This window comes from Micromonospora sp. DSM 43699, from assembly GCF_055517075.1.
This window is the reverse complement of sequence record NZ_JBTMMT010000010.1, coordinates 47,598-68,489: the sequence shown is the minus strand read 5'-3', so window position 1 is coordinate 68,489 and position 20,892 is coordinate 47,598. Positions and strand designations below refer to the sequence as shown.

16 protein-coding genes are annotated in these 20,892 nt (G+C 74.3%); 8 read left to right on the top strand and 8 right to left on the bottom strand.

Features of this window, described 5'->3' with window-relative positions; genetic code table 11:
- Positions 1 to 57 precede the first annotated feature (57 nt).
- From AC0AIB_RS07875 to AC0AIB_RS07865, 3 genes are read right to left on the bottom strand one after another with little or no spacing between them, the layout of a single operon-like run.
- Positions 58 to 1,065 (bottom strand): quinone oxidoreductase family protein, encoded by a 1,008-nt coding sequence (locus AC0AIB_RS07875; protein WP_465096323.1) that lies wholly within the window; start codon positions 1,063 to 1,065, stop codon positions 58 to 60.
- Positions 1,065 to 1,427, bottom strand: a complete 363-nt coding sequence (locus tag AC0AIB_RS07870) for a hypothetical protein (RefSeq protein WP_328346887.1) — start codon at positions 1,425 to 1,427, stop codon at positions 1,065 to 1,067. The genes AC0AIB_RS07875 and AC0AIB_RS07870 overlap by 1 nt, the downstream gene beginning before the upstream one ends.
- A complete protein-coding gene (locus tag AC0AIB_RS07865) occupies positions 1,424 to 1,933 on the bottom strand; it encodes a DODA-type extradiol aromatic ring-opening family dioxygenase (RefSeq protein ID WP_328348785.1) in 510 nt (169 codons plus the stop codon). Before AC0AIB_RS07865 ends, AC0AIB_RS07870 begins: the two co-directional genes overlap by 4 nt.
- Before the next feature lie 26 nt (positions 1,934 to 1,959).
- Between AC0AIB_RS07865 and AC0AIB_RS07860 the strand changes: the two genes are divergently transcribed.
- Positions 1,960 to 2,130 (top strand): hypothetical protein, encoded by a 171-nt coding sequence (locus AC0AIB_RS07860; RefSeq protein WP_328346885.1) that lies wholly within the window; start codon positions 1,960 to 1,962, stop codon positions 2,128 to 2,130.
- 150 nt (positions 2,131 to 2,280) lie between these two features.
- On the opposite strand, the gene AC0AIB_RS07855 is transcribed toward AC0AIB_RS07860, so the two are convergent.
- On the bottom strand, positions 2,281 to 2,931 hold the full coding sequence (locus AC0AIB_RS07855) for a TetR/AcrR family transcriptional regulator (RefSeq protein WP_328346883.1): 651 nt from the start codon (positions 2,929 to 2,931) through the stop codon (positions 2,281 to 2,283).
- Between the two features lie 162 nt (positions 2,932 to 3,093).
- On the opposite strand from AC0AIB_RS07855, the gene AC0AIB_RS07850 reads away from it, so the two are divergent.
- The 4 genes from AC0AIB_RS07850 (at position 3,094) to AC0AIB_RS07835 (ending at position 7,331) form a co-directional block, all read left to right on the top strand.
- Complete coding sequence (locus AC0AIB_RS07850) at positions 3,094 to 4,260, top strand: acyl-CoA dehydrogenase family protein (RefSeq protein WP_465096322.1); 1,167 nt, start codon at positions 3,094 to 3,096, stop codon at positions 4,258 to 4,260.
- Entirely contained in the window at positions 4,250 to 5,389 is a 1,140-nt protein-coding gene (locus tag AC0AIB_RS07845) for a CaiB/BaiF CoA transferase family protein (protein WP_465096321.1), read from the top strand. The genes AC0AIB_RS07850 and AC0AIB_RS07845 overlap by 11 nt, the downstream gene beginning before the upstream one ends.
- 140 nt (positions 5,390 to 5,529) lie before the next feature.
- Positions 5,530 to 6,507: an ATP-binding cassette domain-containing protein gene (locus AC0AIB_RS07840; protein ID WP_328346877.1), complete on the top strand. Its 978-nt coding sequence runs from the start codon at positions 5,530 to 5,532 to the stop codon at positions 6,505 to 6,507.
- A complete protein-coding gene (locus tag AC0AIB_RS07835; protein WP_465096320.1) occupies positions 6,504 to 7,331 on the top strand; it encodes an ABC transporter permease in 828 nt (275 codons plus the stop codon). Before AC0AIB_RS07840 ends, AC0AIB_RS07835 begins: the two co-directional genes overlap by 4 nt.
- Here AC0AIB_RS07835 and AC0AIB_RS07830 read toward each other — a convergent pair.
- Both AC0AIB_RS07830 and AC0AIB_RS07825 read right to left on the bottom strand, forming a co-directional pair.
- Positions 7,291 to 10,512: a BTAD domain-containing putative transcriptional regulator gene (locus AC0AIB_RS07830; RefSeq protein WP_465096319.1), complete on the bottom strand. Its 3,222-nt coding sequence runs from the start codon at positions 10,510 to 10,512 to the stop codon at positions 7,291 to 7,293. The genes AC0AIB_RS07835 and AC0AIB_RS07830 overlap by 41 nt on opposite strands.
- Positions 10,513 to 10,557: 45 nt before the next feature.
- The gene (locus AC0AIB_RS07825) at positions 10,558 to 11,688 is read right to left on the bottom strand and encodes an NHL repeat-containing protein (protein ID WP_465096318.1); all 1,131 of its coding nucleotides are present in this window, start codon (positions 11,686 to 11,688) and stop codon (positions 10,558 to 10,560) included.
- A 183-nt stretch (positions 11,689 to 11,871) separates the two neighbouring features.
- On the opposite strand from AC0AIB_RS07825, the gene AC0AIB_RS07820 reads away from it, so the two are divergent.
- The 3 genes from AC0AIB_RS07820 to AC0AIB_RS07810 all read left to right on the top strand — a co-directional run bounded on the left by AC0AIB_RS07820 (position 11,872) and on the right by AC0AIB_RS07810 (position 16,126).
- Positions 11,872 to 13,605 (top strand): ABC transporter ATP-binding protein, encoded by a 1,734-nt coding sequence (locus AC0AIB_RS07820; RefSeq protein WP_442930722.1) that lies wholly within the window; start codon positions 11,872 to 11,874, stop codon positions 13,603 to 13,605.
- Positions 13,602 to 15,335: an ABC transporter ATP-binding protein gene (locus tag AC0AIB_RS07815; protein ID WP_465096317.1), complete on the top strand. Its 1,734-nt coding sequence runs from the start codon at positions 13,602 to 13,604 to the stop codon at positions 15,333 to 15,335. Before AC0AIB_RS07820 ends, AC0AIB_RS07815 begins: the two co-directional genes overlap by 4 nt.
- 86 nt (positions 15,336 to 15,421) lie before the next feature.
- Positions 15,422 to 16,126 (top strand): VOC family protein, encoded by a 705-nt coding sequence (locus tag AC0AIB_RS07810; RefSeq protein ID WP_328346866.1) that lies wholly within the window; start codon positions 15,422 to 15,424, stop codon positions 16,124 to 16,126.
- A gap of 106 nt (positions 16,127 to 16,232) precedes the next feature.
- On the opposite strand, the gene AC0AIB_RS07805 is transcribed toward AC0AIB_RS07810, so the two are convergent.
- Both AC0AIB_RS07805 and AC0AIB_RS07800 read right to left on the bottom strand, forming a co-directional pair.
- Entirely contained in the window at positions 16,233 to 16,541 is a 309-nt protein-coding gene (locus AC0AIB_RS07805; protein WP_328346864.1) for an STAS domain-containing protein, read from the bottom strand.
- Positions 16,538 to 20,647: a SpoIIE family protein phosphatase gene (locus tag AC0AIB_RS07800; protein WP_328346862.1), complete on the bottom strand. Its 4,110-nt coding sequence runs from the start codon at positions 20,645 to 20,647 to the stop codon at positions 16,538 to 16,540. The genes AC0AIB_RS07805 and AC0AIB_RS07800 overlap by 4 nt, the downstream gene beginning before the upstream one ends.
- Between the last annotated feature and the right edge of the window lie 245 nt (positions 20,648 to 20,892).

Genomic DNA, 20,892 nt, shown 5'->3' with positions numbered 1-20,892 from the left:
GAAATCGGTCAGCCGCCGACGGGAACCGCGGCCGGCCCGGGCGGGCGCGCGGGCGGATCAGTACGGTGGTGGCACCAGCACGATGCGGCCGGCGGTGGTGCCGGCGCGCTGGTCGGCCCAGGCCGCCGCCGCCTCGGCCAGCGGTCGTACCTGGTGGGTGACGGTCAACCGGCCGGCGGCGGCGTGCCCGGCCACCACGGCGATCGCCGTCGCGCGTTCGGCGGCGGTCAACTCGCTGTTGGTGTAGCCCAGGATGCGCAACGACCCACCGCGCAGGGTCGCCGAGTCGATCGTGGCGGTCGGTGCCGCCGATCCACCGAGGTTGACCAACCGGCCACCCGGGGCCAGGGCGCGCAGGGCCGCTGCCGCCGGCACCCCGAACAGAGGGTCCAGCACCAGGTCGACCGGGCCGTCGGCGGCGTGCCGGAAACGCCGGGCGAGGGTCTCCGGCTCGTCGGCGGCGGTGAGCCGGACCACCGCGTCCGCGCCCGAGCGGCGGGCGGAGTAGACGGCGGCGTCGGACCGGCAGGCCGCGACCACCCGTCCCGCCCCGGCGAGCCGGGCGAGCTGCACCGCCGCCTGGCCGACGGTGCCACCGGCCGCCAGTACCAGCACCACCTCCCCGGGACGCAGGCCACCCCGCAGGGTCAGCGCCGCCCAGGCGGCGACCGCCGAGAGCCCGAGGGCCGCCACCAGGCGGTGGTCCACGCCGTCGGGCAGGGGCACCGGATCGGCTGCGGGCACCACCGCGTACCCGGCCAGGCTGCCGTCGCCGGGGGCCAGGCCCGCCCGGGTCGGGAACCAGACCGGGGTGCCGTCGTCCAGGGTGCCCACACCCTGCACCCCGGGGACGTACGGCAGCGCCGGGGCGCCCAGGTAGGAGGTGCCCGAGGCGCAGAGCAGGTCCAGCGGGGTCAGCGGCGCGGCGGTGACCCGTACCCGCACCTCGCCCTCGGCCGGGACCGGGCGGGGGCGCTCGACCACGACGGGCGGCGCGCCGTGACCGGTGACGACGACGGCGGGCATCAGCGCGGCGGCCGGCCCGGTGTCGGGTGCGGCGGCCATCAGGTGGCGATGTCCGGGTAGGGCAGCGAGAAGTGGGCCAGCCGCAGGCCGTACTCCTTCTGGTAGGCCATCGGCTCGGTGTGGTCCCGCTCGAACATGGCGATGAACAGGGTCAACGTCAGGAACGGGTGGGCGCCGAGGGCGAAGAGCCGGACGTGGTCGTGGGCGACAAGCGCGTCGCGTTCCTCGTCGGTGAAGCGCAGCCAGGTGCTCGCCTCACCGGTGTGGCAGTTCAGCACGGCGTTGGCGCGTTCGGCCTCCCACCAGGTCACCGTGGCGCGCGGGTCGGTGCGGTAGCGCTCGACCAGCTCCGGGTCGCGGTCGACTGTGTAGAGGAACTTGTCGACCAGGTAGCGGCTCATGCCGGCGCTCCGTTCGGGTACCAGGTGAAGTACGCCTCCATGGTGTGGAACAGGTCCAGGGTGTCCACGTGGTCGGCCTTGGCGCCCGCGCCGGCCACCCCCATCATCAGCATGAAGTCCATGAACCCGTGGGTGGCGTTGCCGGGTGCGTGCAGGCTGTCCAGGGTCACCTCGGACAGGCAGCCGTCCAGGTCGCCGTTGGCGATCCACTCCACCGCCCGGCGGTCGAACTCCGGGTCGGGGCCCTGCGGGCCGAACTGGCGGGGCCCGCCCAGCTCCAGCGACAGGTGGCCGGTGCCGATCACGGCCACCCGCAGGTGGCTGGGCCAGCTCTCGACGATCTCCCGGATCGCCGCGCCGAGCTGCACGAACCGCTTCGGCTGCGGCAGCGGCGGGGCGAAGATGTTGGTGTAGATCGGCACGATCGGCAGGTCCGCCTCGGGCCGCAGGGTGATGATCGGACAGGTGATGCTGTGGTCGATCCGCAGCTCGTTGCTGAAGGCCAGGTCGAAACCGGCGTCCAGGCCGGGTGGTGGCCGCCCTCAACGTCACCGTGCACGCCGCGGAGACCTCGCTGGAGCGGCTCACCGACGAGCACCTGCCGCGCCTGCTGCGGACCGCCGCCGCGATCAGTCAGGACTGGGCCCGGCTCGACACCGTGCCGATGGCCGTGCAGCGGCCCACCACGCCCGCCCCGGGCTGAGCCGCCCGGCCGGGGCGGTCCCGGCCGGGCGCACCCGGGCCCGGTGGGGATCGCGCCCGGGTTCCCCGCCGGCCCGCGTCGAGCTGCACCGATGCGGCGACCACACCGCCGCAGGCACGCGACGTCGCCGCGCGGTGACCAGGTGGACGGTCAGGCCGAAGGTGGCCGGCCCGGGGCGGGGTGACGGCCGGCGATGGCGGGGAAGACCTGCTCCACGATGGTCAGCAGGGTGGCGGTCAACAGCAGGTGCACCTGGGCCCGGTCCAGGGTGCCCCGCTGGAGCCACTCCCGGGCGGTCGAGGTGGCCAGCCCGCCGTACGCCCGGATCATGCCGCGCAGCTCCGCGCGATGGGCGGTCACGTCGGCCAACCCCACGGCGACGAGCACACTGTCGGCCGCGACCTCCTCGGCCTCCGTCAGGACCAGGGCGACGTCGGGGTCGTGGCCCATCCCCCCGGCGGTCACCGCGGCCAGCCAGGAGGTGCGGTGCCGGGAGACCACGTCGAGGAACCAGGTGACGCTGGCGTCGACCCGGGTCCGCAGGTCACCGGCGGGCAGCCGCGCGACGGCCACCTCGGGGACGGTCACCATCACCCGGACGACCTCCAGGTAGAGCTGCTTCTTGGTGCCGAAGTAGTGGTTGACCAGGCCCCGGGCCACCCCGGCCGCGCGGGCGATGTCGGTGGTCGACACGTCCGGGTAGGGGCGCGCACCGAAGAGCCGGACCGCGCAGGCGAGGATCTGCCCCCGCCGGGCGTCGGGTTCCAGGCGTCGTCGCCGGAATTCCGTGTCGAGACTCACCCGCCGAACCCTATCGGCCGGTGAACGGGGCTCACCTCGGGTCGGCGGCCGGTCCCGCCAGCCGGGCGGTCGCGGTGTCGAGGGTGAAGCCGGGCCGGGTCCGACGCCGGTCGACGATCACGCCTTGTTGACACATCGCCAACACGGCCTGAGGGTGTATCCATGCCGACGCCTGGACTCGCCGACTACACCTCGCCGTGGTGCGCGCCCGAGCACCACGACCTCGCCGAGCTGGCCCGCGACTTCTTCACCCGCGAGGTGCTGCCGCACACCGAACGGTTGCTGGCGCAGGGCCACCCGGACCGCGACCACTACCGCCGCGCGGGCGAGCTGGGCCTGCTCGGCCTCTCCGTCCCCGAGGAGTACGGCGGCGGAGGCGGCGGCTTCAGCCACGAGGCGGTCCTGCTGCACGAGCAGGCACACGTCGGGGAGAGCACCCTCGGCCTCGGCGTGCACAGCGGCATCGTCACCGGCTACCTGGTCGCCTACGGCAGCGCGGAACAGAAACGGCGCTGGTTGCCCGGGCTGTGCCGCGGCGAGCTGATCGGGGCGATCGCGATGACCGAGCCCGACGGTGGCTCCGACCTCCAGGCGATCCGGACCCGGGCGGTCCGCGACGGCGACGACTACCTGGTCACCGGGGCCAAGACCTTCATCAGCAACGGTGGCCTCGCCGACCTGGTCGTCGTGGCCGTCAAGACCGACCCGCAGCAGCGGGCCGCCGGCATCTCCCTGCTGGTCTGCGAGGTGGGCGGCGGCCCGGACGGCTTCCGGCGGGGCCGGCTGCTGTCCAAGATCGGGCTGCACGGCAACGACACCGCCGAGCTGTTCTTCGACGGCCTGCGGGTGCCGGCGACGAACCTGCTCGGCGGGGCCGAGGGTCTCGGCTTCGCCCAGATGATGCGGCAGCTGCCCCAGGAACGCCTGGTCATCGGCGTCGGCGCGGTCGCGGCGATGCAGCGGGCGGTGGAGCTGACCACGGCGTACGTCAAGGAACGCACCGCCTTCGGCAAGCCGCTGATCGACCACCAGAACACCCGGATGGTGCTGGCCGAGTGTGCCACCCGGACCCGGGTCAGCCGGGTCTTCCTGGACGACTGCATCAGTCGGCACGACCGGGGCGAGCTGGACGTGGCCACCGCGGCGATGGCGAAGGCCTGGCTCACCGAGGGGCAGTGCGAGATCGTCGACCGCTGCCTGCAGCTGTTCGGCGGTTACGGGTACACCACCGAGTACCCGATCGCCCGGATGTACGCCGACGCCCGGGTGCAGAAGATCTACGGCGGCACCAACGAGATCATGAAGGAGCTGATCGCCCGTGCCCTCTGACCGCGACCCCCCCGGCACCGGGCCGCTGGCCGGGGTACGGGTGGTGGAGCTGGCCAGTCTGGCACCGGCGCCGTTCGGCTGCCTGGTGCTGGCCGACCTCGGCGCCGACGTGGTGCGGGTCGACCGGCCGGACGGCCCCGGCCCGGGACGGCTGGCCGCCCCGACGACCGGGCCGCTGCACCGGGGCCGGCGGGTCACCGCGCTGGACCTGAAGTCCCCCGCCGGGGTGGCCGACCTGTTGCGTCTGGTCGAGCGAGCCGACGTGCTGGTCGAGGCGTACCGGCCGGGGGTGGCCGAGCGGCTCGGCTTCGGCCCGCAGGCCTGCCGGGAGCGCAACCCCCGACTGGTGTACGCCCGGCTGACCGGCTGGGGCCAGGACGGCCCGCTGGCCGCCCGCGCCGGGCACGACATCGACTACATCGCGGTGGCCGGTGCGCTGGAGCCGCTGGGCCGCCCCGGCGAACGCCCGCACGCCCCGCTGAACCTGCTCGGCGACTTCGCCGGGGGCGGGATGCTGCTCGTCACCGGCGTGCTGGCCGCGCTGCTGGAACGGGAACGCTCCGGCCTCGGCCAGGTGGTCGACGCCGCGATGGTCGACGGGTCGGCGCTGCTCACCGCGTTCCTGCACGGGATGATCGCCGCCGGCCGGTGGTCCGCGCCGCGCGGCGGCAACCTGCTCGACGGTGGTGCCCCGTTCTACGACACCTACCGCACCGCCGACGACCGGTTCGTGGCGGTGGGCGCGCTGGAGCCGGCGTTCTACGCCGCGCTGCTGGCCGGGCTGGGTCTGGCCGACGACCCGGAGCTGCCCGCCCAGTACGACCCGGGCGGCTGGCCTGAGCTGCGCCGCCGGTTCACCGCCCGGTTCGCCGCGCGCACCCGCGACGAGTGGACGGCGGTCTTCGCCGACCTCGACGCGTGTGTCGCACCGGTGCTCGCCCCCACCGAGGCGCACCGCCACCCGCACAACGCCGCCCGGGGCACGTTCGTACGGGTGGGGGGCGAGGTCCAGCCGGCGCCGGCACCCCGGTTCGGGCGGACACCGGCGCCCCCGCCCCGCCCCGCTCCGGACCCGGGGGATCCGCTGGACGTCGCCACGGTCATCGACGGCTGGCCCACCCTCCCCTGACATCGCCCGGCGGTGGTGCGCGCCTCGACGATCAGCCGCTGCTGACCGTCCCGACACCGGGATCGCCCCGACACCGGGATGTCAGCCGGTGTCGGCCGCGTGTCGGCGTGGTGTCAGCCGGCCGGCGCACGCTTCCCGGCATGACAACTGAGCTGATGATCGAGGCCGAGGGTCTGGTCAAGACCTTCGGGCGCACCCGGGCGCTGCGAGGGGTGGACCTCGCCGTACCCCGGGGGACGGTGCTCGGGGTCCTCGGCCCCAACGGGGCCGGCAAGACCACCGCCGTACGCATCCTGTCCACGCTGCTGACCCCGGATGCCGGCACCGCCCGGATCCACGGCCTCGACGTGGTACGCCAGGCCGAACGGGTCCGGCAGTCCATCGGCCTCACCGGCCAGTACGCCTCGGTCGACGAGGACCTGACCGGGCGGCAGAACCTGGAGCTGTTCGGCACCCTGCTGGAGCTCGGTCGGGCCGGTGCCCGGCGGCGGGCCACCGAACTGCTCGAGTGGTTCGACCTGACCGCCGCCGCGCACCGACCGGCCAAGACCTACTCCGGGGGCATGCGGCGGCGGTTGGACCTGGCCGCCAGCCTGGTCGGCTCGCCGGAGGTGATCTTCCTGGACGAGCCGACGACCGGCCTCGACCCGGCCAAGCGCGAGGACATGTGGGACGTGGTCCGCTCACTGGTCGCCGACGGGGCGACCGTGCTGCTCACCACTCAGTACCTGGAGGAGGCCGACGCGCTCGCCGACGCGATCACGGTGATCGACCACGGCCGGGTCATCGCGCACGACACCCCGGACGGGCTCAAGCGGGTCGTCGGCGGGCAGACCCTGGAGGTCCGGCCGACCGATCCGGCGCAGCTGGCCCCGACGGCGGCGATCCTGTCCCAGGTGGGCTCCGGCGCACCCGCCGACGAGATCCGCCGGGGCGTGCTCGCGGTGCCGGTAGCCGACGACTCCGCGTTGACCGAGAGCGTGGCCCGGTTGGCCACCGCCGGCATCGCGGTCACCGAACTGTCCCTGCACCTGCCGAGCCTCGACGAGGTCTTCTTCACCCTCACCGGCCGCACCGCGGCCGACGACGACACCACCCGTACGGAGGTCGCCGCATGAGCACCCTGACCGGTATCCCGCCGAGGACCAGCCCGAAGCTGTCCACGGTGGCGGCGAACCCCCGGCCGCTGCGGCTGCTGCGACACTCGCTGGCCCTGGCCAAGCGCAGCCTGATCAAGACCTGGCGTACCCCCGAGGCGCTGATCGACGTCACCCTGCAACCGGCGCTCTTCCTGGTCATCTTCGTGTACGTCTTCGGTGGCGCGGTCGCCGGCTCCACCCACGACTACCTCCAGTTCCTGCTGCCCGGCATCCTGGCGCAGACCATCGCCACCGGCTGCATCGCGATCGGGGTGAACCTCAACGCCGACATCGCCAAGGGCATCTTCGACAGGTTCCGGTCACTGCCCGTCCCCCGTTCCGCACCACTTGTCGGCGCGGTGCTGGGCGACGTGGTGCGGTACGTGATCGTCACCGGGTCCACCCTCGCGATCGGCTACGTGATGGGCTTCCGGGTCGAGTCCGGCCCGCTGCGGGCGGTCGCCGGCTGCCTGCTCGCGGTGGTGTTCGCGCTCTGCCTGAGCTGGCTGCCGGTCTTCGTGTCCATGAAGGTGCGTACGCCGGGCGCGGTGCAGGGACTGATGTTCGCGCTGATCATGCCGCTGAGCTTCGCGTCCAACGTGTTCGTCGGGGCCGGCACCCTGCCGGGCTGGATGCAGGCCGTGGTGGCCGTCAACCCGTTGACCCACCTGGTGACGGCGATGCGCGGACTGTTCCTCGGCACCCCGGTCGGCAACCACGTGTGGTGGACGCTGCTCTGGTGCGCCGGCTTCGTGGTGGTGTTCATGCCACTGGCGCTGCGGGCGTACCGTCGGAAGGTCTGACCAGGCCGAGCAGGTCGTCCATCAGCTCGTGGATGCGGGTGGCGGCCAGCCCGGGTTGGCGGGCCCGCCAACCGGCCAGCAACGGTTCCCGCCACTGCTCGTCCCCGAGCGCGGCGGTGAGCCGTTCGCCGGTGCCGGGCGGGAAGAACGTCGTCGAGTTGCTGCCCAGCCGGACGCCGAGCACGAACAACTCCCGCGCGGTCTCGACGTCGTCGCGGCAGGCGGCGAGCTCGGCGCCGCCCAACGCCCACGTCCCGATCACCGGCAGGTCCCGGGAGGACAGCGCCTCGACGCCGGCCTGGGCCAGCAACCCGACCGCCCGGACGTCGGCGGTACGCCGGGCGGTCGGCCACACCTGGGCGACCCGCAGGTGGAACACCGCCACCGCGACCCGCAGCACCACCCGGGGCTGCGGCGGCGAACCGGTCCATCCGGCCAGCGCCCTGGTCACCGCGTCGGCGTGTTCCAGCGCCTCGGCGTACCGGCCGCGTCGCCAGGCGAGCTGGGCCAGCCCGAGGCACGCCTGGGCGGTGTCCAGCTCCTCGCCCTGGCCCGGTGTCGCGGTCTCCCCCAGTCGTTGCTCGGCCGCCGGGTCTCCGGCCAGGGCGAGCTGCACGTCCAGCAGCACCCGGATCGACCGGGAATCCTGGGTGGCGCCGATCAGGTCCATGTGGTGCACGCTGCGGGCCAGCCACTCGATGGCCCGGTCACCGTCGGGCGCGGTCAGCGCGTGCCCGACGGCCTGCGCCGCCATCCCCATCCCCCAGTGGTCGCCGGCCGCCTCGAACCGCTGGTACGCCTGCTCGGCGTCGGCCACGGACTCCTCCGGCAGGCCACCGCTGTCCCGGGCCGCCGCCCGGGCGAACAGGCCGAACCCCTGCACGTACGGGTCCGGATGGGCGATCAACACCGCGGCTCCCGGCAGGACGTGGTCCGGATCGAGCTGGTCGAAGGCAGCCAACGCCGAGGCGAGCGCGGTCAGCCGGGAGGAGACCTCCCGGGGCCGCTCCGCCAGGAGCCGGCGCAGGGCCCGCCGGGCGAGCACGGCGAGCCGGAGCGGGCCGCTGATGCCGGCGTTGACCGCGATCAGCAGGCAGGTCCAGGCGAGCCGGTCGGCCTCGGGCAACGGGCGACCGCTGGCCCGGCCGGACAGGATCGCCGAGCCGACCCGCCGGTCGGGATCGTCGAGGTGCAGCAGGCCCCGGGCCCACCCGGAAACCTCCAGGTGCAGGCCGCGCACGGCCCAGAGATGGAGCAGCGCGGTGGCGACGTCGACGGCGGCCGGCTCGTCGTCGTGCCCGAGCGCCCAGCGCAGGCCGGCGACGAGGTTGTCGTGCTCGGTGGCGCAGCTGGCGAACGCGTCGAGCTGACCGGGGCCGATGAACCGGTCGGCGAACCCGACCGCCTGCTCCCGGGCCCAGCCGACCAGGCCGGCCATCGCCACGTCGCGTTCACCGGCCGCGTCGAGGCGGGCCTCGCCGTACTCCCGGACGGTCTCCAGCATCCGGTAGCGGGGCGGGCCGTCCCCCTCGACCAGGGTCAGCAGGGACTGTTCGACAAGTGTCGCCAGACCACGTCGGACGGCGGCGGACCCGGCGACGGCGGCGGCGAGGTCGGCGGTGAACGGGGCGGGGACCACCGCGACCCGTTGGAGCAGGTCCCGGTCGGCGGGCGCGAGCAACTCCCGGCTCCAGTCGACCATCGCCCACAGGCTCGCGTGCCGTTCCGGCAGGCCGCGCAGTGCGGCGTCGAGCAGCGCGAAGCGGTCGGTCAGCCCGGCGAGCACGTCGTCGATCGGCATGTGCCGCAACCGCGCGGCGGCCAGTTCGAGGGCCAGCGGCAGGTTGTCGAGCCGGTGGCACAACTCCCGCACCCGGTCGGTGTCCCAGGTGGGCACCGCGCCACCGGCGCGGGCGCGGGACTCGATCAGCGCGAGCGCGTCGGCGTCGGGCAGCACGGCCAGCCGGTGGACCCGTTCGCCGACCAGGCCCAGCGGGGCCCGGCTGGTGGCCAGCACGGCGACCTCCGTCGGGGCGACCGCGACCAGGTCCGCGACGACGGTCGCCACGGTGTCCAGGAGGTGTTCGCAGTTGTCCAGCACGACCAGGCCGTCGAGGTCCGGTGCCAGGGCGCGCAGTCGCTCCCCCGGGTCGAGCACCCGTCGTTCCAGGCCCAGCGCGCCGCCGGTCGCCGTGGTGTCCGCCCCGCCGAGGGCCGCGAGCACGGTGGGCAGCACCTCCTCGGGTGCGCGCAGGCCGGCGAGTTCGATCACCCGGGCAGGCCGTCCGGCCGCCGCCGCCCGACGGGTCACCTCGGCGGCGAGCCTGGTCTTGCCCGCGCCCCCGGTCGCCACGATGGTCACCAGGGCCGCCTCGGTGAGCGCCGCCGTCACCGTCTCGACGTCCCGTTCCCGACCGACCAAGGCGGTCGTCGGTCGTCGCCACGCGGCGGGCAGGTCGGCCCGGGGCGGAGCAGCCGGCGGTGTCGTGGCGGCCGGGCCGGTCAGCTCGCCGCGCAACAACGCCAGGTGCGCCTGGGTGATCACCGGGGACGGGTCGACGCCGTACCGGTCGGCCAGTTCGGCGCGGAGCCCTTCGACCACCTCCAGCGCCTCGGCGTCGCGTCCCTGGGCGGCGAGTACCCGGACCAGCAGCGCCGCCGACGGCTCGTCCGGCGGGGTACGCGCGACGAGCCGCCTCAGGTCGACCTCGTCGTACGGTCCCGCGCCGGCGAGGGCCACCTCGGCGCGCAGTGCGGCGACGTCGGCGAACAGCCGGGTGGTCTCGGCGGTGTCCAGCTCCGGGACCTCGGGGAACCGGGCGCGGGCCGCATCGGCGGTTCCCCGCGCCGCCGGTACGTCACCGGCACGCAGCTCGGCACGCCCCCGTTCGACCAGGGCACGGGCCCGTACCGAGTCGACGGTCACCTGGTCGAGGGGCAGCCGGTAACCCCCCGGCACAGCTACCACCGGCAGCCCGAGCCGGCGGGCCCGGGACATCAGCGCCTGCACCGCACCGGCCGCGTCGTCGGGCGGGGTGCCGTCCCACACCGCGTCCACGAGCAGCGGGATGGAGACCGCCCGGCCCCGGGCGTCGACCAGGGCGCGGACGACTGCGGCGAGCCGTTCGCCCCGGACCGGCCGCCCGTCGACGGCGAGCGGGCCGAGGATGGTGATCTGCACGGGTCCAGCATTCCTCACCCGGATGTCGGGCTGTCGCCCGTCCCGTCATCGGCGGCGGGTGCGCCGCGCCCTGCCGGCCCCGACCAGCGCCACCAGCAGTCCGGCGACGATCACCCCGACCCCGAGCAGCAACGACCGGACGCCACCGGCACCGGCACCGGAGTCGGCGGCGTCCACCGCGTCCCGCGCCGGGGTGGACGGCGACCTGTCGGCCGGTGCGGGCACGTCCGGGGATGCGGCGGGCGGGGAGGACACCGGTGACGCAGGTCCCGCCGGCAGGGCGTAGCGCAGGACCGTCGGCCGGGTTCCGGGGGGCTGGTCGGCGGTCTCGGAGACGGTGAGCAGCCACCGGCCGTCCCCGGAGTAGCTGACCGACTCGCCCTGCGGCTCGTCGGGCAGCGCGACGACCCGGGGCGTACCGGTGGTCAGCGCGGCCACCACGTCGCCGTCGGTGACGTCGAACTCGAACGCGTCGGCATAGGTGCGCAGCACCACCCGCCGGCCGTCCGGCGCGGTGGCCCCGCCGGTGACCAGTCGACGGCCGAAGAACGAGTACGGGTTCGCGGTCGTGGTGGCCGGCAACCGCAGCTGCCCCGCACGCGCCAACGGCACCGTCACGCCGGCCCGCAACGGCCCGGTCGGGACGTACACACCTGCCTCTCCGCCCTGCTTGGTCACCACCACCGGCCGGCCGTCCCCGTCGACCAGCAGCGCCTCCGCGTCGTGCGCGCCGTCGGGGTACGTCAACCGGTGCAGCACCGGCCGGCGGGCCCCGGGGGACAGCTTCCACAACCCCACCGTCGCGCGGGTCCGGTCGTTGTCACCGATGTCGGCCACCCAGATCGTCCCGTCCGCGCCGACCACCAGGTCCTCGGTGTCGCGGGGCCGCGACGGGTAGGCCACCGTACGCACCACCGCGCAGCGGGCGTCGAGGAAGAAGATCCGCCGCCGGGACGCCTCGTCGGAGCCGTCGTTGACCATCACGAAACCGGATTCGGTGGCCACCATCCCGGAGATCTCGGTCAACCGCTCGTCGCGTACCTGGCACACCGGGGTCGCCGCAGCCGCCAGCGCAGGGCCCGGCAAGGCCGCCTGCGCAGGGCCCGGGACTACGGTGAGCGCGGCGAGCACGGTCGACCAGCCGGCCCGTGCGGGCGGCCATCCTCGCCTCGTCATCGATTTCTCCCCCGCCGCACCGGTGCCGGTGACCCGCCGCCGAAGATCCGCAGACAAGGAGCTTGTCCGCTCACCGTCCGCCCCGTCAACGTCTCCCCCGGGGCGATCCGCTGAGGCGTACGCCACCGCGCCGGAACACCGTACGGGCCGGTACGTGCGGCGGTCGGTGACTAGCCTGATGCGGTGCCCCCACACCTGCCCCACCCGGACCCCGGCACTCCGGACACGGCGGGGCCGCTGCGGTACATCTGGTGGCTGGTCCGCTGCCAACCGGGGCGGGTGCTGCGCGGCGCGTTCTTCGGGACGGTCTGGATGGTGGGGCTCTCGGTGCGGCCCTACCTGATCGCCCGGGCCGTCGACGACGGGCTGCGGACCGGCGACACCCGGGCGCTGCTGGGCTGGGTCGCCGCGATCGTCGCCGCCGGGGTGGCGGTGGCCTGGCTGGGCGTCATGCGGCACCGGACCATGACGTTCATCCGTGAGGACGCCAGCGCCCGTTCGGCAGCCGTGCTGCTGCGTCAGCTCGCCCGGACCGGTGCGGTGCTGCCCCGCCGGCTCGCCGCCGGTGACGTCGCCACCGTCGGCGGGTACGACATCGTGCGTACCTCCCAGGTGCTCACGATCACCGGTCCCGGGGTGGGCGCCGTGCTGGCGTACGCGGTCGCCGCCGTGGTGCTCTGGTCGATCGACCCGCTGCTGGCGCTGGTGACGCTGCTGGGGGTGCCGGCGGTCGCGCTGGCCATCGGGCCGTTGCTGCGCCGGTTGGAGCGGGCCGAGTCGGTCTACCGGCAGCAGCAGGGCGAGTTGACCACCCGGGCCGACGACATCGTGGCCGGTCTGCGGGTGCTCGCCGGGGTCGGCGGTCGGCACCTGTTCGCCCGCCGGTACGCCGCGCGGTCGCAGCGACTGCGGGCCGAGGGGTACCGGGTGGGCGCGGTACTCAGCTGGGTCGACGCGCTGACCATCGTCGTCCCCGGCGTCTTCCTCGCCGCGGTGGTGTGGCTGGCCGCCCGGATGGCCGCCGAGGGTGGGATCACCGTCGGGCAACTGGTGGCCGTCTACGGGTACGTGGCGGTGCTCGTGGTGCCGGTCTGGTTCCTGCTGGAGGGCAGCTACCAGCTGATCCAGGGGCGGGTCGCCGCCCGGCGGATCGTCGACCTGCTCCGGCTCACCCCCGACCCGGTGGGCGGCCCGGCGACCCGCGCCGCCCCGGACGGCCCGGCCGAACTGCACGACCCCGACAGCGGACTGACGGTCACCCCGGGTCGCCTGGTCGGCGTCGCCGCCGACGACCCGGCCGACGCGGTGGCCCTGGCCGACCGGCTGGGCCGCTACGTCACCAGCACGGTCACCTGGGGCGGGGTACCGCTGACCAGCGTCGGGCTCGACGAGGTACGGGCCCGGATCCTGGTCGCCGACCACGACGGGTACCTCTTCGCCGGCACGCTGCGACAGATCCTGCGTGGCCCGGACGACGCCGTCGACGACGTCCGGATCGACGCGGCACTGCACGTGGCGTCGGCCCGCGACGTCGCCGAAGGGCTGCCCGACGGCCTCGACACCCCGATCGGTGACCGGGCCCGTACCCTCTCCGGCGGTCAGCGGCAACGGGTCCGGCTGGCCCGCGCCCTGGTCGCCGACCCGGAGGTGCTGATCCTGGTGGACCCGACGTCGGCGGTGGACGCGCACACCGAGGCCCGGGTGGCGCAGCGCCTGCGGCAGGCCAGGGCCGGCCGGACCACTGTCCTGCTGACCACCTCGCCGGTGTTGCTCGGCCACGCCGACACGGTCGCCCACCTGTGCGGCGGTCGGGTCACCGGCACCGGCCCGCACACTGCGCTGCTGGCCGACGACGCGGGATACCGACGGCTGGTGTCCCGCACCGGCGGGACCGACGACGAGCCGGTCGTACGATGACGAAACTCCCGGTCGCGGGCCCGGCGGTGGTCCGGCGGGCCGCCCGCGACGTGCTCGCCGGCGACCGGTGGGCGGTCGTCGGCGTGCTGGCGCTGCACGGTGCCGCCGCCCTCACCGGACTGGCAGCGCCGTGGCTGATCGGCCGGATCGTCGACGAGGTCACCGCCGGCGCCGGCACCGGCGCGGTGGACCGGTTGGCGCTCGCCAACGCCGGTTGCGTGTTGGCCCAGGGGTTGCTCGCCCGCTACGCCCAGTACGCCGGGCACCGGTTCGGTGAGCGGGCCGGGGCCCGACTGCGGGAGGACTTCGTGACCCGGCTGCTCGGCCTGCCCGTCTCCGTGGTGGAGCACGCCGGCACCGGTGACCTGGCCACCCGGGGCTCGGTGGACGTGTCCACGGTGGGCACCATGCTGCGCGACGTGGTGCCGGTGCTGGTCATCGCGGGAACCCAGCTGACGCTGCTGTTCGGCGCGGTGTTCCTGCTGGACCCGTTGCTCGGCCTGGTCGCGCTCGCCGGACTCCCGTCGATCTGGGCGGCGTCGCGCTGGTACCTGCGCCGGGCCACCCCGGCCTACCTGACCGAGGGGGCGGCGACGGCGGAGCTGACCGAGGCGCTGACCACGACCGCCGAGGGCGCGCGCACCGTCGAGGCGCTGCGGTTGGGCGATGGCCGGGTCGCCCACGGCACCGCCCGCATCGGCACGGTGTGGGCCGCCCGCCGCGCCACCCTCGCCCTGCGGTCGGTGGTCTTTCCGGTGGTGGAGGGCAGCTATCCGCTCCCGATCGCGGCCGTGCTGCTCACCGGGGGCGTCCTGCTGTCCCGGGGACGGGTCAGCCTGGGCGAGGTGGTCGCCGCCACGCTCTACCTGCAACAGGCGATCGAACCGCTGGACCGGCTGTTGCAGTGGGTGGAGCAGGCACAGCGCGGCATCGCCTCGTTCGCCCGGGTGCTCGGTGTCGGGCAGGTGCCACCCGAGCCGCGCGGCCGGTCGGCCGTGCCCGCCGGCCGGGCGGTGGAGGTGCGCGGGGTGACCTTCCGCTATGCCGGCGGCCCACAGGTGCTGCACGGCATCGACCTGACGGTCGCCCCGGGCGAACGACTGGCCGTGGTCGGCCCGTCCGGGGCGGGCAAGTCCACGCTGGCCCGGCTGCTCGCCGGGATCGACGTGCCCGGTCAGGGTGTGGTGAGCCTCGGCGGTGTCCCGGTCACCGACCTCGACCCGGCCGAGCGACGCCGCCGGATCGCCCTGGTCACCCAGGAACACCACGTCTTCATCGGCTCGCTGCGCGACAACCTGGCGTTCGCCGCGCCGGGTGTCACCGACGCCCGGATGCGGGCCGCGCTCGCCACGGTCGGCGCCGACTGGTACGCCGACCTGCCGGACGGTCTCGACACCGCGCTCGGCGACGGGGTGCGGGACCTAGGCCCGGCCGACGCCCAGCAGTTGGCGCTGGCCCGGCTCGTCCTCGCCGACCCCGACATCCTCGTTCTCGACGAGGCGACCGCCGCTCTGGACCCGACGACCGCCCGACGTACCGAACGGGCGCTCGGTGCGGTGCTGGCCGGACGGACGGTCATCGCCATCGCGCACCGGCTCAACACCGCGCACGACGCCGACCGGGTGGCGGTGCTGGAGGACGGCCGGATCACCGAGATCGGCAGGCACGACGACCTGGTCGCCGCCGACGGCGACTACGCCGCCCTCTGGCACTCCTGGCACCGCCGCTGAATCGACCCCGCCCCCGCCCCGGACGCCCCGGCCCGGCCCGGCGCAATTCCCTTGTCGTCGCGCCGGGCCGTGTCTACGGTGCGGTGATGCTCTCGCGACCACTGACCGTGACCTTCGATGCGCACCATCCGATCCGACCTGCACGCTTCTGGGCCGGCCTGCTCGGCCGCGACGTCGTCGAGGAGGTCGGCGGCGGAGTCCTGCTGCCCGGCACGGACACCCAGCTCGGCCTGCGGTTCGTGTCGAGCGGGACGGAGCAGGTCGGTCCGAACCGGCTGCACCTGCACCTGACCAGCGCCGACCCCGACGACCAGCAGCGGCAGGTGGCGACCGCGCTGGATCTCGGCGGCACCCACCTCGACGTCGGCCAGCGCCCCGAGGAGGGGCACATCGTGCTGGCCGATCCCGAGGGCAACGAGTTCTGCGTCATCGCGCCGGGCAACCGCTTCCTGGCCGGCTGCGGCCTGCTCGGCGAGGTCTCCTGCGACGGCACCCGGGAGGTCGGTCTCTTCTGGAGCGAGGCGTTGGGCTGGCCACTGGTGTGGGACCAGGACCAGGAGACCGCCGTCCAGTCACCGCACGGCGGGACGAAGGTCGCCTGGGGTGGTCCGCCGGTGGCCCCGAAGCAGGGCCGGAACCGGCAGCGCTTCGACCTCGCGCCCGACGGTGACCCGGAGGCGGAGGTCGACCGGCTGGTCGCGCTCGGGGCCGCCCGGGTCGAGGTCGGCGCGGACGGCGTCGTCGTACTGGCCGATCCGGACGGCAACGAGTTCTGCGTGACGGCGGGCTGAGCGCCACCCGGCCGCCGGATGATCTCGACGGGCGGCCCGGGTCTCGTACCGGTGGCGGGTCCTTCCGGCGCGACGGGCCGGCGACCGACGCTCGGTCACCGGTAGATCAGGTTTGGGATCCCGACAGCGTCACCGTGGTGAGCTCGCGCAGACCGGAGATGGTCAGGACGCTGTCCAGCAGCGGATTCGCCACCACCTCGAGGCGGTCGACGTGGGCGAACAACGCCGCGAGCGCGGCGCTGTCCAGATACTCCACGGCGGACAGGTCCACGGTCAGCCGGTGCCCGTCGACGACGGCGTCGGCGATCGCGGCCCGGAACAGGTCGGCGTTGCTCATGTCGATCTCACCGACGACGGTCAGCACCGGGGTACCGTCCGCCTGGAGGCCGGTGACCAGGTCCAGAGGCGTGTTCATGCGGGAATCCTCGTGTGCAGCTCGACGGTGGTGCCGGCATCGGTGGTCTGGATCTCGACGTGCGCCATCAACGCACGCATCAGGTTGATGCCGCGGCCCCGGTCGTGATCGATCTCGGGCACCTTCCACCGACCGGAGTCGGCCACCCTGACGAACAGGTCGGCACCGGCGGCCACGGCGAGCAGGCGGATCAGCCCGGGTCGGGCGTCGCGGTGGCCGTGCTCGACCGCGTTCGCGCAGGCCTCACCGGTGGCCACGAGCACGTCCTGGGCCAGGTGCGGGTCGGCGCCGGTACGACGCAGCCACTGTCGCAGGGTGGACCGCACCGGGGCCATCTGCGACCGGTCGGCGGGAAACGACAGCTCCAGCGGCGCTGGATGACGGTAGAGCAGCAGCGCGATGTCGTCGTAGCCGCCCTGCGGGGTCATCCGGCTCATCACCCGGTCGGCGAGCTGCTCCACCCCGGCGGTGTGGTCCTCCCGCACCGCGGAGGCGGCCTGCGCGATACCGGTGTCGAGCGACTGGCGGCGCCGTTCCACCAGACCGTCGGTGTAGAGCAGCAGCACGGCGCGGGGTGGGACGAGGCTCGTCGCGTCGGGACGACCGCCCCGGGACGGAATCCCCAACGGGCTGCCCCGCCCCCCGGCCAGCAGCTCGGTACGACCGTCGGGGTGGGTCAGGATCGCGGGCGGATGCCCGGCGCTGCTGTACGTCAGCTTCCCGGTCTCCGGGTCGAGGATGCCGCAGAACATCGTGGTGCAGGCCGCCCCGGGCAGCATCCGGGCGAACCGGTCCAGCGCGGTGAGCACCTGCGCCGGGCTGGACGCCTCCAGCAGCAGCGCCCGGCAGGCACTGCGCAGTTGCCCCATCACGGCAGCGGCGGGCAGACCCCGGCCGACGCAGTCGCCGACGACGATGCCGATCCGACCGTCCGGCAGGTTCACCGCGTCGTACCAGTCGCCACCGACCTCGAGCGGGCGGGTCGCCGGCTCGTACCGGACGGCGAAGCCGTCGGGCAGGTCGGCTGGGCCGAGGATGGCGCGTTGCAACGCCACCGCCACCTCACGTTGCTGGTCGGCGGCGTGGGCCCGCTGCAACGCCTGCCCGAGTGCCCCGCACAGAAGCAGCAGCAGCATCTGGTCCTCGGTGCCGAACCCCCGCGCCGGGTCGAGTTCGAGCCAGATCACCAGCGGCCCCTGCGGCGAGTCGACAGTGGTGCCGGCACCGGCCGGTCGAACACCGGTGGCCGGGTCGATGGTGATCCGCAACGGCGGCTGCGACCGGAGAGCGGTGATCGTGTCGCGGACCGGGCCGGGGAGCTGCGCCCAGTCGGAGGCGGCCGTGGCGGTCAACGTCGGTGCACCGCTCGCTTCCCAGTGGGCGGCGAGGACCCGACGGGCCTGCCACAGATGGCGCAGCTCCTCCACCCCGGCGTGCAACACCTCGGTGGTGCTGGCTGCCCGGGACAACCGCTGGTTGAGTGCGCTGAGGGCGGTTTCCCGCTGCACCGCGTACCGTTCGGCGGTGACGTCGCGGATGGTGCCGACCACCATCCGCCGGCCGTGGTCGTCGGTGACCGCGTTGAAGGCGACGGCCGTCCAGAGCCGGTGGCCGTCACGGTGTCGCAACGGCACCACGAAGGAGCCGTGGGGCACCGTCATGGCCTGGGCGAACGCGTCGGCCACCAACCGGTTCGCCGACGGGTCGGTCGTGCCGTCGGGCCACCACGGATAGCGCGGACGGTACGGCACGCCCTCCGGGCCGTACCCGAACAGGTCGGCGAAGGCGGTGTTCATCTCGACCAGCGCGCCGTCGGCGTCGAGGACGAAGAAGCCCTCCTGCAACGAGTTGATCATCGCGGCCCGCCAGTTGGCGTGGTGGTTGCGCAACCGGGCCAGGTCGACGTTGGCCCGGACCCGGGCCAACAGTTCCTCGGCGGAGAAGGGCTTGACGAGGTAGTCGTCGGCACCGGCCTCCAACCCCTCGACGGCTGCCTCCTGGCCGGCGCGGGCCGACAACAGCAGCACCGGCACCCCCATGGTGCGGGGCTCCGCGCGGAGCGCGGCGACCAGTTCGAGGCCGTCCAGGCCGGGCATCATCACGTCGCTGACGATCAGGTCGGGCAGCTCGGTCCGGGCGCGGGCCAGGGCGGCGTACCCGTCGCCCACCGCGGTGACGTCGTAGCGCGAACGCAGCAGGCGGTGCAGGTACTCGCGCATGTCGGCGTTGTCGTCGGCGATCAGCACCCGGGGCCGGTCGGCGCCGGCGTCGTCGGGCCGGTGCGGGTCGGGCAACGGCCGGTCGCCGGTGTCGTCGGCGGGCAGCCAGCGCAGCGCCTCCCGGACGAACGGTTCGGCGCTGTCCGACGTCGCCGGCGTCGCGGTGCCGGTGACGACGTGCTCGGCGGGCAGGTGGGCGACGCCGAACGGGAGCCGGACGGTGAAGGTGGTGCCCACGTCCGGGGCACTGTCGACGGTGATCGTGCCGCCGTGCAGGCCGACCAACTCCTTGACCAGGGCCAGTCCGATACCGCTGCCCTCGTGGGACCGGGACCGGGCCTGCGGCACCCGGTGGAAGCGCTCGAACAACCGGGGGATCTCGTCGGCCGGCACCCCGATGCCGGTGTCGGCGATCTGCACCGCCGGTATGCCGTCGTGCTCGGCCACCGAGACCCGGATGCCACCGTGGAAGGTGAACTTCAGGGCGTTGCTGAGCAGGTTGAGGACCACCTTCTCCCACATCGCCCGGTCGACGTGGACCGGCCGGGACAGTGGTGGGCAGTCCACGTCGAGGGTGAGGCCGGCACGTTCGACCGCCGCCCGGAACACGCTGGCCAGCTCGGCGGTGAACCGGGCCAGGTCGACCGGCTCGTAGCTGGCCTGCATCCGGCCGGCCTCGATGCGGGAGAAGTCGAGCAGCGCGGTGACCAGCTTGCCCAGCCGCAGCGCGTTGCGGTTGATGACCTCCAGCTCGGCGCGAACCTGCTCGTCCTGGTCGCCCAGGCGGGCGCGCAACTCCTGCAACGGTCCGTTGATCAGGGTGAGCGGGGTACGGAACTCGTGGCTGATGTTGGAGAAGAACGCCGTCTTCGCCCGGTCCAGCTCCACCAGCTCCTCGGCCCGCTGCTGCTGCACCTCGTAGGCCACCGCGCCGTTGATCAACGCGGCGGTCTGCTGGGCCACCAGGTCGAGGAAGGTGCGGTAACCGTCGTCGAGCGCCCGGCCGGCGCTGGCGGCCAGGACGATGACGCCGATGTCCTCGGCACCGGTCTCGCCGTGCAGCGGCAGCACCACCGCCTCGGTCGGTGCGGTCTGCCAACCACCGGTAGGCAGCTCACCGACGCTGGTGAGGACGTCGGTGAGCTGGGCCGGCAGGCCGTCAGCGAGGACGGTGGCCACCGGCCACACCGGCGGAGCCGCCCCGGTGGACCGGTCGACCTCACCGGCCAGGGTGCTGGCGGCCAGACTCAGGTCACCGTCACCGGTACGCAGGTGCACCGCCGCGTACGGCACGTCGACCCCGGCCCGGCCGAGCGAGGTGGCGACCAGTTCACACGCCTCCCCCACGGTGCGGGCGGTGCCGGCCTGCGCGCCCAGGTCCTGCAACGCGGCGAGCCGGCGTTGGCCGATCACCCGCTCGGTGGTGTCGCTGACCGCGGTGAAGACACCGCGTACCACACCGTCGTCGTCGTGCAGCGGGCTGTAGGAGTACGTCCAGTAGGTCTCCTCCCAGTACCCGTGCCGGTTCATCGGCAGCAGCAGGTCCTCCGACCAGGTCGCCTCGCCGGTCTCCACCACGCCGCGCAGCATCGGCCCGATGATCTCCCAGATCTCGGGCCACACCTGGTCACCCGGCTTGCCCAGCGCGGGGTGTTTGCTGCCGAGCAGCGGGCCGTAGGCGTCGTTGTAGATGAACCGCAGCTCCGGCCCCCACCACACGATCATGGGGAAGCGGGAGGTCAGGCAGATCCGGGTGGCCGTACGCAGACTCGCCGGCCATTCGTCGACCGGGCCGAGCGAGGTGGCGGACCAGTCGAAGGCACGCATCCGCGCCGCCATCTCACTGGTGCCGGTGAACACGGAACGCCACGCCTCAGCTTCGGCCATCGCCGCCCTGTCCTCCCGCACGTCTCGCGCAGGGACGACCCCGTGTCCGCAGGTCGTCGCCGGCCACCGGCAGAGTCTCCTGCCGTTGCGGCACAGCATGCCGTATGAGCAGCCGGAGCAGAAATCGGGCACCGCCCCCGGCGGGGTCGAGCGGGGAACCCGATCCACCGACCGTTGGTCCGCCCGATGGCAGCCGACCGCGCCGCCGGGCCGCGCCGCGCCGCGCCGCGCCGCGCTCGATCCAC